This is a genomic window from Aphanizomenon sp. CS-733/32, from assembly GCF_028330045.1.
Taxonomy (GTDB): domain Bacteria; phylum Cyanobacteriota; class Cyanobacteriia; order Cyanobacteriales; family Nostocaceae; genus Dolichospermum; species Dolichospermum gracile.
The window spans coordinates 26,752-43,223 of the sequence record NZ_JAQMSE010000244.1; the positions used below are offsets into that span (position 1 = coordinate 26,752).

16 protein-coding genes are annotated in these 16,472 nt (G+C 37.0%); 3 read left to right on the forward strand and 13 right to left on the reverse strand.

Translation table 11 applies throughout. The features are described from left to right. Positions 1 to 280 precede the first annotated feature (280 nt). Positions 281 to 763 carry an RrF2 family transcriptional regulator gene (locus tag PN471_RS21305; RefSeq protein WP_271778540.1) on the forward strand — a complete coding sequence of 161 codons (483 nt, stop codon included), beginning with the start codon at positions 281 to 283 and terminating at the stop codon, positions 761 to 763. 320 nt (positions 764 to 1,083) lie between these two features. Here the strand turns inward: PN471_RS21305 and PN471_RS21310 are convergent, their stop codons facing one another. Continuing rightward, positions 1,084 to 1,257: a hypothetical protein gene (locus PN471_RS21310; protein WP_442867173.1), complete on the reverse strand. Its 174-nt coding sequence runs from the start codon at positions 1,255 to 1,257 to the stop codon at positions 1,084 to 1,086. A 301-nt stretch (positions 1,258 to 1,558) separates the two neighbouring features. Next, entirely contained in the window at positions 1,559 to 2,356 is a 798-nt protein-coding gene (locus tag PN471_RS21315; protein WP_271778541.1) for a sulfite exporter TauE/SafE family protein, read from the reverse strand. A 1,002-nt stretch (positions 2,357 to 3,358) separates the two neighbouring features. Here PN471_RS21315 and PN471_RS21320 point away from each other — a divergent pair. After that, a complete protein-coding gene (locus tag PN471_RS21320; protein ID WP_193894290.1) occupies positions 3,359 to 4,195 on the forward strand; it encodes a sulfite exporter TauE/SafE family protein in 837 nt (278 codons plus the stop codon). Between the two features lie 2 nt (positions 4,196 to 4,197). Continuing rightward, positions 4,198 to 4,737, forward strand: a complete 540-nt coding sequence (locus PN471_RS21325) for a DUF1634 domain-containing protein (protein ID WP_271778542.1) — start codon at positions 4,198 to 4,200, stop codon at positions 4,735 to 4,737. 304 nt (positions 4,738 to 5,041) lie between these two features. Here the strand turns inward: PN471_RS21325 and PN471_RS21330 are convergent, their stop codons facing one another. The 11 genes from PN471_RS21330 to PN471_RS21380 all read right to left on the reverse strand — a co-directional run bounded on the left by PN471_RS21330 (position 5,042) and on the right by PN471_RS21380 (position 16,472). Beyond that, on the reverse strand, positions 5,042 to 5,179 hold the full coding sequence (locus tag PN471_RS21330; protein WP_271778543.1) for a hypothetical protein: 138 nt from the start codon (positions 5,177 to 5,179) through the stop codon (positions 5,042 to 5,044). Positions 5,180 to 5,525: 346 nt separating this feature from the next. Continuing rightward, positions 5,526 to 5,771, reverse strand: coding sequence for a DUF7219 family protein (locus PN471_RS21335; protein ID WP_193894298.1), 246 nt, complete (start codon positions 5,769 to 5,771; stop codon positions 5,526 to 5,528). An 8-nt stretch (positions 5,772 to 5,779) separates the two neighbouring features. After that, a complete protein-coding gene (ssuE, locus tag PN471_RS21340; RefSeq protein WP_271778544.1) occupies positions 5,780 to 6,346 on the reverse strand; it encodes an NADPH-dependent FMN reductase in 567 nt (188 codons plus the stop codon). Between the two features lie 34 nt (positions 6,347 to 6,380). Next, a complete protein-coding gene (gene ssuD, locus PN471_RS21345) occupies positions 6,381 to 7,550 on the reverse strand; it encodes an FMNH2-dependent alkanesulfonate monooxygenase (protein ID WP_271778545.1) in 1,170 nt (389 codons plus the stop codon). Positions 7,551 to 7,704: 154 nt separating this feature from the next. After that, positions 7,705 to 8,505 (reverse strand): aliphatic sulfonate ABC transporter permease SsuC, encoded by an 801-nt coding sequence (ssuC, locus tag PN471_RS21350; protein ID WP_271778566.1) that lies wholly within the window; start codon positions 8,503 to 8,505, stop codon positions 7,705 to 7,707. Positions 8,506 to 8,632: 127 nt separating this feature from the next. After that, entirely contained in the window at positions 8,633 to 9,676 is a 1,044-nt protein-coding gene (locus tag PN471_RS21355) for a sulfonate ABC transporter substrate-binding protein (RefSeq protein ID WP_271778546.1), read from the reverse strand. Between the two features lie 83 nt (positions 9,677 to 9,759). Continuing rightward, positions 9,760 to 10,623 (reverse strand): TauD/TfdA dioxygenase family protein, encoded by an 864-nt coding sequence (locus PN471_RS21360; RefSeq protein ID WP_271778547.1) that lies wholly within the window; start codon positions 10,621 to 10,623, stop codon positions 9,760 to 9,762. A 107-nt stretch (positions 10,624 to 10,730) separates the two neighbouring features. Then, positions 10,731 to 11,846, reverse strand: a complete 1,116-nt coding sequence (locus PN471_RS21365) for an aliphatic sulfonate ABC transporter substrate-binding protein (protein WP_271778548.1) — start codon at positions 11,844 to 11,846, stop codon at positions 10,731 to 10,733. A 435-nt stretch (positions 11,847 to 12,281) separates the two neighbouring features. Beyond that, positions 12,282 to 13,097 (reverse strand): ATP-binding cassette domain-containing protein, encoded by an 816-nt coding sequence (locus PN471_RS21370; RefSeq protein WP_271778549.1) that lies wholly within the window; start codon positions 13,095 to 13,097, stop codon positions 12,282 to 12,284. Positions 13,098 to 13,628: 531 nt separating this feature from the next. After that, positions 13,629 to 14,450 (reverse strand): NADPH-dependent oxidoreductase, encoded by an 822-nt coding sequence (locus tag PN471_RS21375; protein WP_271778550.1) that lies wholly within the window; start codon positions 14,448 to 14,450, stop codon positions 13,629 to 13,631. A gap of 231 nt (positions 14,451 to 14,681) precedes the next feature. After that, a complete protein-coding gene (locus PN471_RS21380; protein WP_271778551.1) occupies positions 14,682 to 16,472 on the reverse strand; it encodes an iron uptake porin in 1,791 nt (596 codons plus the stop codon).

Genomic DNA, 16,472 nt, shown 5'->3' on the forward strand with positions numbered 1-16,472 from the left:
GTGGTTCATTTCTTCTTTATCAGTCAAAATTTATTTGACAGACTACTAGAGTGTGCAAATTGAGCGATCGCTTAATTTGCACAGAATGTATGGAACAAATGTACTTACATTTGCCACAGTATTGGTAATTTCTAGAAAATATTCAGCAATTTTAAGAATCTTCCATAAAATCACTCTAAAGCCGATAGAGTTATGGTATTTTACTTATTGTAAGTGTGGTACTATCATATCTGACACCCAAAAGTAAAATAATTGCGGTTAACAGCCGATAAATCTATCAATGTACAGTAGTATTTTGAATACAGATCCGAATAGTCAAAACTACGCCCTTCTGGATCTTTCTGCGAAAGTGGAATACGCGCTCCTAGCACTGTTAGAACTAGCCAGACATCACGATAAGAAAGTGCCTTTGACCATGAACGAGATTGCGGTCAAGCAACCCATACCGGAACGCTATCTCGAACAGATTCTTACTCAAGTGCGGCGTGCGGGTTTAGTCCAAAGTCAACGCGGCTCGAAAGGCGGTTTCGTGTTAATGCGTGAGCCGTGGCAAATTACTTTGCTAGAAATTGTCACCTTGGTGGAAGGTGAACGGAAAGAGAAAGAAAGCCCTGAGACTCCGACGATAGAAAAGACTTTAGTTGTAGAAATCTGGGAAAAAGCTAATGTGGCTGCAATTGAGGTTTTGCGTAGTTATACACTCCAAGATTTGTGTCAGGAAAGAGATACTCGCGCCCAAAATAATCCCATGTATTACATTTAGTTACCAAGAGGTATAGCAATGCGAAAAGCGAAAAATATCACCGAGTTAGTGGGTAAATGGTTAGAGGATGTTTGAAAAGTTTCCGGCGATTATTAAAGATGCCTCCGGCTCCCGTCAGGAATACGCGACTACACAAACCAAGTCCACCTATTCCTACGGTCCCGTAAGGGATACGTGGACTAACACAAAATTAAGGTTCTTAACCCACGTTCGCGTAGCGTTCCGAAGGAATAGGTGGGTTTTGTCTGTGTAGCCGCGACTTCTAGTCGCCAGGGTTAGTTTTGAAAATTTAATCATTGGTGATAGAAATAATTATTTTTTTATCTCCTGTCTTTCCTCTTGATTACTATCATTTTTTTCACCAAAAAAAATTGCCAAGGGCGAAAATTCTCATTTACTTGAGCAAAAAACACTAACAAAATTAAAATATCATCAATATTAGTGGCTATGAAAGCAACTACCCCGGTAATAATTGCTGTCAATAAATTATTCATTTTAGATAATTTTCATAGTGATTGAATTTCCATACATTTGAATTACAGCCAAAACCCTGAAATCGTTTAGGTTGGGTTGACGCAGGGAAACCCAACCTAAACGATTTCTCAAATATTTCCGATATTTTTTAACTTATTATTTGGATAAGTAAATTAAAACCGAGAGAGATAAGTAGGTTGGCGTTGAAAATTGTCGTTATGGCAAGGCAAAAGGCAAGAGGCAAGAGTGAAGAGGGTTTAGGCGATTTTACATTTCTTTACACAGTTTGGTTTTATTGTGCTCACCTACTTATAGGATTAATCATGCTTGTCCGACTAACTTCCAACTTACCATCATTAAGATGCTATAGATAAGAAATCTGAGTGGACGTTGAGGGGTAATTTCGCAAAGTTTCGCACCAATGAGAACTCCCGGAACAGAACCTATCCAAATAGGTATGACTAAACTCCAATCAACAGTTCCTAGTGTTAGATGTCCAAGAGAAGTAAATATTAGTAAAATGGCGGCTTGCGTAATATCTGTACCTACTAGTTTCCGAGCATCTAACCGAAAAAAAGCGATCAAAGCTAAGGCAAACATAGAACCTGATGAAACACTTGTCATTCCCACCGAAAAGCCTAAAATTGCGCCAATAAGTAAGGATAAAAAACGTCCTTTATTCGTTTTTAAATTTAATTTTGGCAATTCGGGTAAATTGATTTTGGGGAAAAATGTCATCAACAACATTTGGATTAATGCTGCTAATGTAACAATCAAAATCATTATTCCTAGTAACCGCAGTAAAAGGTTATCTAGATTATGTTCTCCACTTTGTCTGAGTTGGTGTAAAACCCCTACTCCCAAGAGCGAACCAGAAACACTACCCATTGACAGCCATTTAACTACTTCTAAATCAAGGGTTTTCTGTTGCCAGTGTTTTACTCCACCGACTACTTTCATTAATGTGGCTGCAACCACATCAGAACTAATAGCAATAGAAGGTGGTACTTGAAAAACAAAAATCAACATAGGAGTGATCAAAGATGCACCACCTATACCTGTTAAACCCACAATGATGCCAATAAAAAAGCTGAAAGCTGGTAGTAATAAGTAGTCCATACTGGTGTTAGTGTAAGTTTGAAGAAGATAAGCTCGAATAGACTCAATTTTATGAATACAAAAAATCGCTGTCTAAGTTTGTTCAGGATGATTTTTTATAAATCTTGTAAGTAGACTTTTATTACTCCTGAAGGGTAATTTTTTAGCCTAAGAGGATGAATGAACAAGTCTAATTTATTACTTGCCTTGGCGACTAGAAGTCGCGGCTACACAGACAAAACCCTTAATTTTCTGTTAGTCCACGCAGGTGGACTTTGTTTGTGTAGTAGCGTATCCCTGACGGGAGCCGGAGGCATCTTTATAATCGCCGGAAACTTTTCAAACACCCTCTAAGTGTTGAAAGATACTCTAGTTCTGACAATTTTTTATAAAACTACGGTATCTCAATCAGGTTACTGTATTATAAGCTAATAAATAATAAAATGTCTAGTACCAGTATCTATAAAGTTGTCTTAGTGAGAATTTCCTGATTTTCAGGACTCCGCAGCCAATTATTTCTCTTGTCTGGACTAAGATAGTTGATTTATTCTCAGTATAGTGCGATTCCTACGGAGCACTTCGCTATCGCTCTCATATTATGGAACCAAAGAAGATGGAGAACTCTTGCTTACTTACTGACTACAGCTTGCGGAGATCTGCTTATTAACCGCACGATAAAAGAATTTATGCACCGAGTACGCCCCCATTTATGGGTATCAAAAGCACGTGAATTTGATTATGCTTTTCCTAGTTTGCCGGGTTTTTTTTAGCGTTAGTATTTATGTGCCGATATTTGCCAGCAGTAATTGGCAAAGTCTATTAGTAATTTTGGGTGTTTTCTTTTCATTAGTGGGGGTGTTATGTTAGTTACGTAGCATATAAGTTAACTCATAATCAAGCCTTGGCTAACCTTTTTAGCAGATATGGTAATCGGTTCATGCCATCTTGACGGGATGACAAAAATTATCAAGGCTCATAAATTCAACGCTCATAAATATAGATTAAACAAAAGGGGAATTTAAATTGAGCATACTAGCATTTTCTTTACTGGTTTGGTTGGGATCATTTAGTGCCGGGTTAGTCGGTGCATTAACTGGGTTAGGCGGTGGAGTCGTGATAGTTCCGTTATTAACTTCCGTCTTTAGTGTTGATATTCGCTATGCCGTTGGGGCATCATTAGTATCAGTTATTGCGACATCATTAGGTTCAGCATCTACATATATTAAAAAAGGCTACGCTAATCTGCGCTTGGGAATGTTTCTGGAAGTAGCCACCACCATTGGCGCTCTCATTGGGGCTTTAATTGCCACTCATGTAACTGTAAAAATACTTTCCTTGATTTTGGCAATTGTGCTAATTTATTCAGCATACCTGTCTCAACGACCCAGACCAGAACAAACAGAAATTGCTCCACCAGATCCTTTAGCAGAATATCTCCAACTTAATGGTACTTACCCCACTCCTGATGGTGTAATCCCTTACCAAGTTCATGCTTTACCTGCTGGGTTCAGTATTATGTTAGTAGCAGGAGTGCTTTCTGGTTTATTAGGGATTGGTTCGGGAGCATTCAAGGTATTGGCTATGGATCAAGCTATGCGTCTCCCTTTTAAAGTTTCCACTACCACCAGCAATTTTATGATTGGCGTCACAGCCGCAGCCTCAGCAGGTGTTTATTTAACACAGGGATATATAGATCCAGGTTTATCTATGCCAGTAATGTTGGGAGTGTTACCAGGTGCTTTTTTGGGAGCGAGAATTTTAATCGGTGCTAAAACTCAAATTCTCAGAATTATCTTCAGTTTTGTATTGGTAGTAATGGCATTAAAAATGGTCTATAACAGTCTAATAGGAGGGCTATAATTATGTATAAATTAAATTCTGGTTTTCGGTGGACTTGCACAACAGAGATAGAAAGAAAAGTTGGAAATTTCACTTTTGAATTAGAAGAGCGAGATTGTGATATTCAACAACTAGAAGAACAGTGCCTCAGTCATCATGATGAAAATGTTAATCATCAAAAACTCACAAAATCAGTTAGTGAAAAACAATTAGAATCTTTACTTAGTAACCTCCTTAAATATGGAGTTTTAATTGCTAGTTCTGTAGTATTATTTGGGGGTATTTTGTACTTAATTAATCATGGTTCTGAGCATGCTGAATATCAAATATTTCGAGGCACACCATCTGAGTTTCATTCCCCAACAGGTGTAGTAAATGCTGTTTTGGCAGGTAGCCGCCGGGGAATTATTCAATTAGGATTGTTGATACTCATTGCTATTCCTATTTTGCGCGTGATCATTTCTTTCTGCACTTTTCTTTTACAGCGAAATTTTGTCTATGTAATTATTACGTCATTAGTGCTTGCTAGTTTAACTTATAGCCTACTTGGGGCATATTACTAATATTTTTCACCAGAAATCAAAATATTTCTGGTTCTACCACTTCCTTAGACATCTCCGAAAAACAATTAAAGTATGCTACAAGAATATACAATAATGTTTTTAGCAAGTTTTATGAGCAGTATTTTTGAGTATATTCAAAATAATCCTCAAGAAGCCCAGCGTTTAGTTGTGTGGACCTGTTAGATTATGAATTGGAACATTCACCTTCTAGTTATGAGAAAATCGAATTATGAACAGTAAAATTATCAAATAAGAGATAATATTTTTGTCTAATTCTCAACAGCACGCATCTGTAATGCTTATTTTAGTGTAGAATGTGAAGATATTTGCAGTTAGCGATCGCTTTCCAAAAAGTATTCATAGTAAGAGTTTGACAGTTTTCGGAGATGTCTAGTAAAGCAGTCAGTTTACCAGCATTATTTAGCCGATTATATTTTTTCATCCCTAATTTCCTACCCTAGCCAAAAATCCATATCAACCGCAAACTGTTATTGCTACCTTTAACCAACCAGTTACCGCTAAACAATTACCATAGGTTTAAAACCATTTTATAATCCCACCAAGGAAGGTATTTATCAATTTCGAGTCTAGATTGTTTTCTCTGGAGAAAAGGTAAATAATTTAGTTGTGGGAACTGTTCACTTGCAATCCTACGACAATTTTGATGATGAAATATGCAAACAATGGTAATTTTTTTGGTTCATTAGTTGGGGTAAGATCCCCGACTTCTTATTTGATGATGTCAATTAAATTATTAACCAATGATAGAAGTCGGGGATCTACTTTTTTTAGCAGATTAATATTTTTTTCTTGGTCATTTTTAACTGTTTCCAGAGAATATGTATTTGTTTATAAGCCTCTTCTGAGGAAAGTTTACCACCAGTTTGTAGACCAGAAATATAGTTCACTCGTTGCGAAAAATCTTGAAGTTGAGCATTAAATTCTAAATGTTCTGACTTCAAATCTCCATAATAAGGACTACGAGGATAAAGAAAATCAGAGAGTTCCGATAGCAAATCAGAGTATTGATTCATAGATACCTTTAGTTAGTATATGCTAATTCTTTGACATCAGATTGAGACTTATTAACAGCTTGGATAAATTCTGTTAAAACTTCTTTGAGACGTTGATCAATTTCTTCATCTAATTGCAAACTACCATCAGCTTGAATTTGAATTTGCTTATCTACTGCGTAAACTGTACTTAAAATATGTCTTGCACCTAATTCACCTAAAACTGGTTTTAAGGCATATTCTATTGATAATAAGTGAGCGATTGTACCACCAGTAGCTAAAGGTAATAAAACCTTACCTGTTAAAGCTTTTTGTGGTAATAAATCTAAAAAAGATTTGAGTAACCCTGTGTAGGCAGCTTTATAAATTGGGGTGGCAATAATTATACCACTTGCTTGTTCCAGTAATGCTTTTGGTTTTTCTAAGGCTGGACTGTTATAACGTCCATAAACTAGATCCTCAGCAGGTAAATCCCGGACAGAAATAATATCTGTTTCTAGTCCTTGTTGGGAAAGAATTTGAGTTGCATATTCTAAAATTCCATAGGTTCTAGAAGGATGAGAAGGACTACCAGCGATCGCTAAAATATAAGTCATCTGACAAAAACCTCTTGATTTAATTAATTTTCAACTAATCTACGGTGGCTACTGTTGTTTCTCTAGGTTGTTCTTGAAGCTGTTGAGGAAATTCCCGGTTAGCAACAATCTCACCAAAAGGACTTAATAATTGTGGTTCTACTGTTGGTAAATTATCCAAAGGTAAACGAGGAAAAAGCAATTCTGCTACCCGATAAGCTTCCTCTAAATGGGGATAACCAGAGAAAATAAAAGTATCAATTCCTATGTGCGCATATTCCTGCATTCTTTTAGCAACAGTATCGGGATCACCTACTAATGCAGTTCCCGCACCACCCCGAACTAAACCAATTCCTGCCCATAAATTAGGGCTAATTTCTAATGCTTCCCGACTGCCATTATGTAATTCCTTCATGCGGTTTTGTCCAACTGAATCCATTCTGGCATAAGCTTGTTGGGATTTTTTAATAGCCTCATCATCTACATAACGAATCAAATCATTAGCCGCATCCCAAGCTTGACTCTCAGTTTCTCTGACAATCACATGAAGACGAATACCAAAGCTTAATGTTCTTCCTTGTGCTGCAGCCAAACGTCTCACAGAAGCAATTTTTTCTGCTACTTGTTGAGGTGGTTCACCCCAAGTTAAATAAACATCAACGTGCTTGGCAGCAATTACTTGAGCAATCGGAGAGGAACCACCAAACCACAAAGGAGGATGAGGTTTCTGGATATTAGGAAATAGAATTTTCCCCTCTTTAATATTGAGATAATCACCTTCAAAGTTAGAAATTTCACCTCCAGCAATTTCTCGCCAAACTGTTAAAAATTCATCGGTTAATTGATAGCGATCGTCATGACTAAGATGCAACCCATCACCAGCCAATTCAACAGGATCACCACCAGTTACGACATTAATTAATAATCGTCCGCCAGAAATTCTATCAAAAGTTGCTGCCATTCTTGCTGCTACTCCTGGCGACATTAACCCCGGACGGATTGCTACTAAAAACCGCATTTTTTTAGTGTGCGTTACCAAAGTTGAAGCTAAAATCCAGGCATCTTCACAAGAACGACCTGTGGGTAATAAAGCCCCTGTAAACCCTAATTGATCAACCGCTTGGGCAATTTGTCGCCAATAATCAAAGTTAACTGAACGACCACCTGTAGCAGTTCCTAAATAACGTCCATCGCCATGTGTAGGAATAAACCAAAGAACTTGCATGATACTTAAGTGTAAAATTTTTAAATCAAAAACTACGTTAAATTTATCAGTTTACCGTGTTATTTGAGTAATGCTTAAGAGTATTACACAAATGAATCAAGAAAAGCAAGATATTTACAAAAAAAATACTGTAAACCTATGGAGTATAAGTAGATTATCCCTTCAAATAACTGGGATTCCATTGCAACCAGTAGTTTTCTAAAGTTTTAGCAACTATATCAGCCAGCTTGCCGAACAAGGCATATATTAAAATACTTAAAACTACAACATCAGTCTGCATAAATTCTCTAGCATTTGTTGCCATATAACCAATCCCAGAATCCGCAGCAATTGTTTCTGCGACAATCAGTGTTAACCACATAATCCCTAAAGAGAACCGCACACCAACTAAAATTGAAGACATTGCCCCTGGGAGAATAATTCGCCAAAATAAACCCCAAGTATTTAAACCGTAAATTTTACCCATTTCAATCAATCCGTGATCAACACTGCGAATCCCATGAAAAGTATTTAAATAAATAGGAAACATTACACCTAAAGATACCAGGAATAATCTCGCCTCATCACCAATGCCAAACCATAAAATTACCAATGGAATTAATGCTAAGTTAGGAATATTCCGCAGCATTTGCAGTGATGTATCTAGTAACTTTTCCGCAATCGGAGAAACACCATTAAGTAAACCTAAAGTAAATCCAATACTTCCTCCAACTAAAAACCCAGATATTGCCCTTATGGCACTAATACCAATATTTCTGAAAAGTTCACCTGTCTGAGTTAATTTAATAGCAGCACTCACAACTGACAAAGGTGCTGGTAATATTCTGGTGGGAATAACCCCAATAGAAGACAAGAATTGCCAGAATATAATTATTGTTATGGGTACAACCCAAGGTATGAATGATTGAAAATAGGGATTTTTGATAAACTTCAAATGGAACTTATTTTTTCTCATTGTATACTTTGATGAAAAATCGGGAGATGAAAAACCAGGAGAAGAAAGTTTCATAATGATTAACTGGTGATCAGGATGATTAAGGGCGGGGTTTAGCCGCCGAGGTAAGAATCAGAATAACTACAGGCTATTTCTTACTAATTCTTTGGGGTGTAATAGCTGCATACTGTTGAGAACTTAAAACCGACTCTTTAATGGCAACTTGTTTAGGAATAACTCCTTCCTTATAAAACAAATCTGCAATGCGTTGTTGTTCAGCAACAAGAGATGAGTTAATTGGGCGGATACGGAATGTCCGTCTACGTACTACCACAGATAAAAGTGCAGGATCAAGTTTTAGTTCAGGTGCAAGAATTTTTACAACTTCATCAGGATTAGATTCTGCCCATTCTCCTAATTTATCTACCTCTTCTAAAACTATGCGGACAACTTCTGGATTTTCTACGGCAAAACTCCGTCTAGCCATATAAAATCCGCCTTGAGTGGCAATTCTGGAAGCATTTCTTAAAACGCGAGCATTAGCAGTTTTTTGGACTACAGCAATAAAAGGGTCCCAAGCAACCCAAGCATCAATTTTCTTTTGAATGAAAGCATCACGAGCTTCTGCTGGAGTGAGACTTACTGCTTGAATATCACTAAATTTTAAACCAACTTCACCTAATGCTCTGAGTAGTAAATAATGTGATGCTGATCCTTTTTGAAAAACAACTTTTTTACCTTTAAGATCCTTAACTGTCTTAATCGGAGAATCTGGCTGAACAACAATAGCACTACCTTCTCCACTACTAGGTTTGCGTCCAGCAATATAAGCTAATTGAGCACCAGCAGCTTGAGCAAAAATTGGTGGAGTTTCTCCAACTGAACCAATATCAACTCTATTAGCATTCATGGCTTCCATTAGTTGTGGTCCAGCAGGAAATGGAGACCATTCTACTTTTATACCTAAAGGCTCAAGACGCTTATCTACTACTCCTTTAATCTTGACAATATCTCCAGAAGTTTGATAAGCAAGTCGCACTACTTTGGTTTTAATACCTGTTTTATTAGTTGCATTTTGGGCTTCAACTATTTGACTAGAAATTGGTACAGAAAGAGTAACTAAAGCTAATGCTGATACTGAGTATTGAACAAATTTTTGTAAAACTGTGCGTCGTGGTAGGTTAAATTTCATAATTTTGTCTCCTCACTAAATTTTTCCAATTTGAAATGGTTTTCTTATTTCTTATTTCTTACTGACTACTGATAGCTCAATGCTTAAAATGGGCGACTACCCGCTAAACTAATCCGTTTTAAAACTCGACGTTGATTAGGATCAAACGCTTGACGATAATGCAATGTAGATTGATTATCCCAATAAACAATATCGCCCACAGACCATTTATGTTGATAATAAAATTGAGGTTGATGAAGATGATTTCTCAACAGTTCAATTAATTCTTTACCCTCTTGGGGTTCTAAACCCACAACTTCAACCTCTGTGGCATAGTCTAAATATAAAATCTTCTTGCCACTTTCTGGATGTGTTCTCACCAATGGATGAGGAAATACAGGACTAATGAGAGGAATAGTCTTATCCTCACGATATTTTCTGCGAGGTTCTCCTGGTTTATTTAAAAATGGATTATAAGTAATCAACTGCAAATCTGCAATTCGTTCTTTGGTTGATTCATCTAAAGTTTCATAAGCTAAATTGAGATTTAACCAAGAAGTATCTCCACCTTCAGATGGAACTTCCAAAGCATAAAGTAGAGAACCACTGGAAGGATAGGGTGTCCACTTATGATCAGAATGAAAAGATAATTCCCCCGTACCTGTGTAGCCACCATCAACATTAGAAACGGGAATTATAACTGGCGTTACTCCTGGTTGAGAAGCGAGAACTGGAACATTATCTGGCGGAACAAATAATGAACCAAAATTAAAACTAAATTTCAAAAATTGCTCATCATTAAGATGTTGATTTTTGAAGATGAGAATATGATAATCTCTAAGTGCTTGTTTTAATTGTAAAATAATTTCAGGGAGAATTTTTTGACTACCATCTAGTCCAGTAATAACTGCGCCTAATGGAGCATCAAGAGGAGTAATTTGGAAATTAGTTAAAGTAAGTGTCGGCATGATGAGAAATCAAATTGATTCAAGTTATGTAATTATGTAAAAATCAATTTTAGTTTTATTCTTTTCCATTATTTTTGATAGAAAAAGAATAAAACAACTACGAATTGCTATTTTTTAGCAAGCACTTCCTTCGGAGTAATTTCCGCATACTGTTGAGGACTTAAAAACCCATCTCTAACATTTACTTTTTTAGGTATAAGTCCTAAGCTATACCATTTATCTGCAACTTCTTGTTGTTTCTTGATAACTTTTTCGTTAATTGGCACTAATGCAAAATCATATTTGTTGTGCATTTTTTCTAAAGTTGGTGCATCAAGCTGAGTCGCACCAGTTAGTAACTGAGCAATTTGTTTAGGATTGTTTTTAGACCAGACTTGTGCTTTTTGTAATTCCTCGAGAAAAATTTTAATGACTTGAGGATTTTCTTGATAAAATTTGCGGTTGGTAGAATAAAAGTTGTTAGTATCTCTTAAACCATTACCACCATCTAATAAAACGCGACCCACTTTATTTTGTACATTTCTAGTTACAAACGGCTCCCAAATAAACCAAGCATCTACTTTACCTTGGCTAAAGGCAGCATTAGCATCTGGAGGTGCTAAGAAAACTGAAGTTACATCACTGAGTTTTAAGCCTTCTTTTTCTGCGGCTCTCACTGTGAGGTAATGTCCAATAGATGCTTTTTGGAAGGCAATTTTTTTACCTTTCAAATCCTTGAAACGTTTAGCAGGTGAATTGGGAGGAACTAGAAGTGAAATTGCTCTACCATCAGAGGAGTTAGCTGCTAAATATACTAGAGGAACTCCGGCTGCTTGAGAAAAAACTGGAGGTGATTCGGCTGTAGACGCAATATCAAGTCCACCTGCATTTAAAGCTTCTAACTGTTGGGGACCAGCAGCAAATTCAGGCCATTCAACTTTATAGCCTAAAGCTCCTAATCGTTTTTCTAAAATGCCTTTTTTTTCTAAAACCGCTAAGGCTGTAAGCTGTTTAGAACGAACTATTCGGACTACTTTCTTGTTATTATTGGCAATTAGTTTACTATTTGTGTTAGTTGTACTACCAGTAGATGAAATTGCTTGTTGTTGAGTGCTATTTTGGGGTGTGTTCCAAGTGAATAATGCAGCAGATAAGACACAGGTATAGCCAAAGGTGGATAAAACAGAGCGACGAGTAATGTGTTTGTTTTTCCAGGATTGAAATTTATTTTCCCAATTCAGCATGGTTGAGTCCCCCTTTTTTATGAACATTTTTTAGTTTTGTTAAATATTTAAGAAAGTGAGGTAGAAAAAATAATCTACCTCAACAAGGCATGAAGAAACCTAAAGATAACTGACAGTAATGCTTGGTAAGCCATGTAGAGAATATCAGTTATCAGTCAAATACCAAGATTATTTAAACCCTAAGATTAGGAAAGAGAAGTTGAGAAAAGTTGGCTTTCTCTATTTTCACCAATCTCACCTACTAACTCTATATAAGCTCAGAAGTATCTGGAAAATTTCTGGGTATGAACTGCGGTGTTGATCTAAATCTAAGGATAGCCTAGACAACACCACAGGTTGACTAATTGAACGCCTATCTGTGCGAATTTGACTTTTTGTAGACTTTCTATGGCGATAGTCATAATTTTTGCTCCAAATAGTTTCTAGTAATGGCATTTAGGCGGATACAGAACTCAATAAATAAGAAGATGAAGCTCCAGATACCAATTCTGTTTGTGATGATTCTTGTTTACCCATGACTCTATCTAAAATTCTCTCTACAGTCTTCGCAAACTTTGCGTCTCCTCTAGCCCGTGGACGGGGAAGATCAATTTTCACATTCATACTAATTTGACCATTTTCAATTAAAATTACTCGGTCTGCTAATACCACTGCTTCTTCTACATCATGGGTAATTAACAATGCTGTAAATCCTTGTTCTTGCCACAAACGTTCTAATAATTGTTGCATTTCAATTCTAGTTAGGGCATCTAACGCCCCCAATGGTTCATCTAGTAGCAATAAAGATGGTTTACTGGCCAAGGCTCTGGCTAAAGCTACCCGTTGTCTTTGTCCACCGGAAAGTACAGAAGGCCATTCTTGAGCGCGGTCTTCTAATCCTACTTCACGCAACACTTGTAAAGCTGTTTGTTTAGCATAGACTTTGGAATTAGCACCTATTAAACCTAATTCTACATTTGCCAATACTCGTTGCCAAGGTAACAAACGAGCATCTTGGAACATCATGCGGATAGCAGGATTAATGGGTTTATCAGAATATTTACCATTTAACAAAACATCGCCGCCACTGGGAGCATCTAGTCCAGCTATTAGACGCAACATGGTACTTTTACCACAGCCACTGCGACCAACAATAGCCACAAATTCCCCGGGCTGAATTTCTAAATCAATTCCTTGTAAAACAGTTTTATTTCCAAAAGACTTTCTGAGTCCTTCAAGATTTAATTGCATTCCTTTTAGTTTATTAGTCATGATCAAAACCTCTTAATTGTGGATGTTTGATTGTTTATTTGGAGTAAATCTGTCAAATAAAAATAGACAATGCTTGTGGAGAATTTTTGTAAGCCGAACTTCCGAGAAAATTAATATATTTATTTTTATATTTATTTTTCGGCTTGGGGAAATTTTCAGGCTGACAGAAATTACTAAATTTTATTGACTTGAATCTCTTTGGACAAAAAGCCTTAGTAAACAAGCATCTGGTATTAATACCAATATGCTTGTTGTGCCAATCTGTGTCTCCCAGGTATAATCCACTGTAAATCGGTAGGAATACCGTAGCTTTAATTTAGTTTGGCATAACTCGATAAAAATTGCAAGTCTCTTTGAAAAGAAATTTATAAAAAATCCCCATAAAAAAATCCCCACTTATTTATGAGGATTTATTGCATAAAAAATCCAGCAATTAATTTATTAATTGCTGACATCAAGAAATAAGAAAAATTCATTTTTGACTATTTATTAACAAATTCTTGTGATTTGTATTCTTGTTACAAAAGTTAATTATTGTAATTTAAACCCCAAATTATTCAAAATTTCCTTTAATCTATGCCGACCAGATAAAGATTCAGCCGATGCTACCCTTTTGCTAGAATGCTCCGACCAATCACCAGGAATATTCATGTGTTGTGAATTGTAAAAATTTGCCATGATTTGGTTATATTCTGATATTCCTTGCTCTTGTTCTGCAAGGTTATATGTTTCTCGATGTAACACCACTGATTGTGGTAAACGTGGTTTAATTGCTACCTTAACAACAGGATCAGCATAACCGACACATAAACCAAAAACAGCCACTACATGAGGAGGTAAATTCAATATTTGGGCTACTTCTTCTGGTTTATTTCGTAATGCACCGATATACACAGTTCCCAACCCAAGAGATTCTGCTGCTATTACTGCATTTTGCGCTGCTAAGGCGGCATCTATAGCTGCAACCAGAAACATTTCTAAATAATCTAAACCTTCATGGGGGAGTCCGCGATTTTCGGCGATGTATACTGGTCTTGCTAAATCGGCTAACCAAACTAAAAATAAAGGACTTTGATGAATATGTGCTTGATTATTAGCCAGTTTTGATAATTCTTCTTTGCGATTTGCATCTTCAACTGCTATTACACTCCAAGTTTGGAGATTGGAAGAAGTAGAAGCAGATTGAGCAGCAGCAATTAAAATTTCTAAAGTTCCTGGGGGTAGAGCATCAGGTAAATAAGCACGAATTGAACGATGGGATAACAGAGTTGCTAAGGTGTCACTCCAGGGAATATCTGGATTGAAGTTACTATGACCATAACGATGATTAAGTAATTCAGTTGAGTTAGTCATTCGATTTTAGATTTTAGATTTTGGATTTTGGATTTTAGATTTACCACACTAATAAATTTGGGCGATTGTTACGTTCAAGGAATTGTTGATAATAATTCGTAATTTGTAGTTCGTGATTTTTGTTGTCATTTATTGACAGGATTAAGGAATTTATTTGAATACAAAATCGTGTAAATCCTTAAATCCTGTAAATCATGATATGGCTTGCGCCACGCTACGCTATCAGACGAGTTAAAATCTGAAGGTGGTACGCAGCCAACCAACTAGACTAGCGGGATTTGAGGCATCTGAGTTGGGTGCAGTTACCCAAATAAATCCAGGTGTAACTTCAATATTGTCTGTAAGTTTATATTGATACCATCCTTCAATATGCAGAGAAGTATCTTTGTCGGCTTTACCCTTACCTGCTCCTAAATCTACATTTTTACTCAGATAAGTTAATGTTGGTGCTTGACCCACAAAAATAGCCCCTAAGCTACCTTTTTTTCCTAAATCAGGAAATGTTAATCCTGTTCCCCAGTTCCAGACTTGACCATCTCCTTGTCCCAAATAACGATGGGCTGAATAACCTACAAAACTATTGATTGCCAGTCTGGGACTTATTTTATACAATGCACCAAGTCCATACAGATTTCCCACTGTGCCTTTATCAACAATGCCGTTGGCTGCGTTGGCTGGGTTAGTGGAAATAGTGCTGTTTGCTAGGTTACTTCCCGCAGCCGGACCAAAGTTTGTTCCACCTTGACCTAAAGTACCTGCTGGACTGTAGGTGTTAGCATAACTCAAACCTACCCGGAAATTCTTTTTGGGGCTAAAGTAAGTTACTTGTCCAAATGCTACATATCTACCTGTAAATAAGCCATTATTGGGCGCAGGATTATCACCATTAGGCGCACTGTAGGATGCCCCTAATTGCCACTGGTCACTCAGATTATGAAGAATAGCAATTCCCGGACCGACATCCCCATAGTTATAGACCATATTCCGCCGAGAAAATCGAGAAATCCCATTAGCAGCTGACCCTTCAAATGGGTTTGTTGGACCACTTAAACCGATTTCATTAGCTCCGTCAGATTGGGCAAAAATGTTGAATTGGGTCTTTTTACCAACGGGAAAACGATAACGAATTCCACTAACATAAATCTGATTTGCACCAAAAGCTGGACTGGCATTATCGGCAGTTCTACCGTCAAATGTGCCGAAAATTCCTCCAGTGGGATTATTTGTGCTAAGTCCAGTTCCAGTTCCTCTAGGATTAGGAACTCCACCTAATGAGTTAATATTTCCACCTACAAGTGTTAACCGTAGTTGATCTTGACCTGTAAAACTGCTGTTTAATACTAGGCGTACCCGCTCTGATAGTGTAATGGTTTTAGGTGCAGGTTGTTTGGTAACGACGTTATTTCCGGCTAAGACTCCACCAACAACAAACTGAATTTCACCTTGTAGCTTAGTTGTTGTTGAAAATCGATTAGCTTCTAATTCTGTAGTTCGTGCTTCTATTGTGTCTAATCTTCCGCGTAATACAGTAAGTTCGGCATTAAATTCTTCATTTAGTCGCTGTATGGTTTCCAAATCTGTTTTTAGAGCCAAATCAGATGTAGATGAGGCAATAAGTTTATTTACTTGGTCTAAGCAAGCATTTAATCCTGCGGCAAATTCATAGCGAGTCAAAGCCCGATTACCACGATATTTGGTATCAGAACCCACTAAACAATCATAACGTTCTATGAGGGATTTTAATGCCTCATACGCCCAGTCACTTGGTTGGACATCTGAAAGCTGGGATACAGATGTAACTTGTGACTGATCTGATGAAGCGGAAGATTGTTTTTGGGCAATTATTTGATTAAGGTTGTCAGAGTTAGGACTATTGATGCTGACGGGTGATAAAGTTTCTTTACCGGTTGTCTCATTTTCTCCTCCTATTTCATTGGCAAGAGTTTTTGTACTAGCTGCTAGGACTAACAGAAATACAGACATTGGCAAAGTAAGCAATAAATTCCAAGTAGTTTTTTTCAT

Bases quoted from the DNA above. Each gene is read 5' to 3' on its own strand.
- PN471_RS21360 (WP_271778547.1), bottom strand. From the start codon at position 10,623: ATGCCGACACTTACTTTAACTAATTTCCAAATTACTCCTCTTGATGCT.
- ssuE (WP_271778544.1), bottom strand. From the start codon at position 6,346: ATGACTTATATTTTAGCGATCGCTGGTAGTCCTTCTCATCCTTCTAGA.
- PN471_RS21375 (WP_271778550.1), bottom strand. From the start codon at position 14,450: ATGACTAACTCAACTGAATTACTTAATCATCGTTATGGTCATAGTAAC.
- PN471_RS21355 (WP_271778546.1), bottom strand. From the start codon at position 9,676: ATGAAATTTAACCTACCACGACGCACAGTTTTACAAAAATTTGTTCAA.
- PN471_RS21365 (WP_271778548.1), bottom strand. From the start codon at position 11,846: ATGCTGAATTGGGAAAATAAATTTCAATCCTGGAAAAACAAACACATT.
- PN471_RS21305 (WP_271778540.1), top strand. From the start codon at position 281: ATGTACAGTAGTATTTTGAATACAGATCCGAATAGTCAAAACTACGCC.
- ssuC (WP_271778566.1), bottom strand. From the start codon at position 8,505: ATGAGAAAAAATAAGTTCCATTTGAAGTTTATCAAAAATCCCTATTTT.
- PN471_RS21380 (WP_271778551.1), bottom strand. From the start codon at position 16,472: ATGAAAAAAACTACTTGGAATTTATTGCTTACTTTGCCAATGTCTGTA.
- PN471_RS21330 (WP_271778543.1), bottom strand. From the start codon at position 5,179: ATGAAAAAATATAATCGGCTAAATAATGCTGGTAAACTGACTGCTTTA.
- PN471_RS21315 (WP_271778541.1), bottom strand. From the start codon at position 2,356: ATGGACTACTTATTACTACCAGCTTTCAGCTTTTTTATTGGCATCATT.
- PN471_RS21370 (WP_271778549.1), bottom strand. From the start codon at position 13,097: ATGACTAATAAACTAAAAGGAATGCAATTAAATCTTGAAGGACTCAGA.
- PN471_RS21310 (WP_442867173.1), bottom strand. From the start codon at position 1,257: ATGAATAATTTATTGACAGCAATTATTACCGGGGTAGTTGCTTTCATA.
- PN471_RS21335 (WP_193894298.1), bottom strand. From the start codon at position 5,771: ATGAATCAATACTCTGATTTGCTATCGGAACTCTCTGATTTTCTTTAT.
- ssuD (WP_271778545.1), bottom strand. From the start codon at position 7,550: ATGCAAGTTCTTTGGTTTATTCCTACACATGGCGATGGACGTTATTTA.
- PN471_RS21325 (WP_271778542.1), top strand. From the start codon at position 4,198: ATGTATAAATTAAATTCTGGTTTTCGGTGGACTTGCACAACAGAGATA.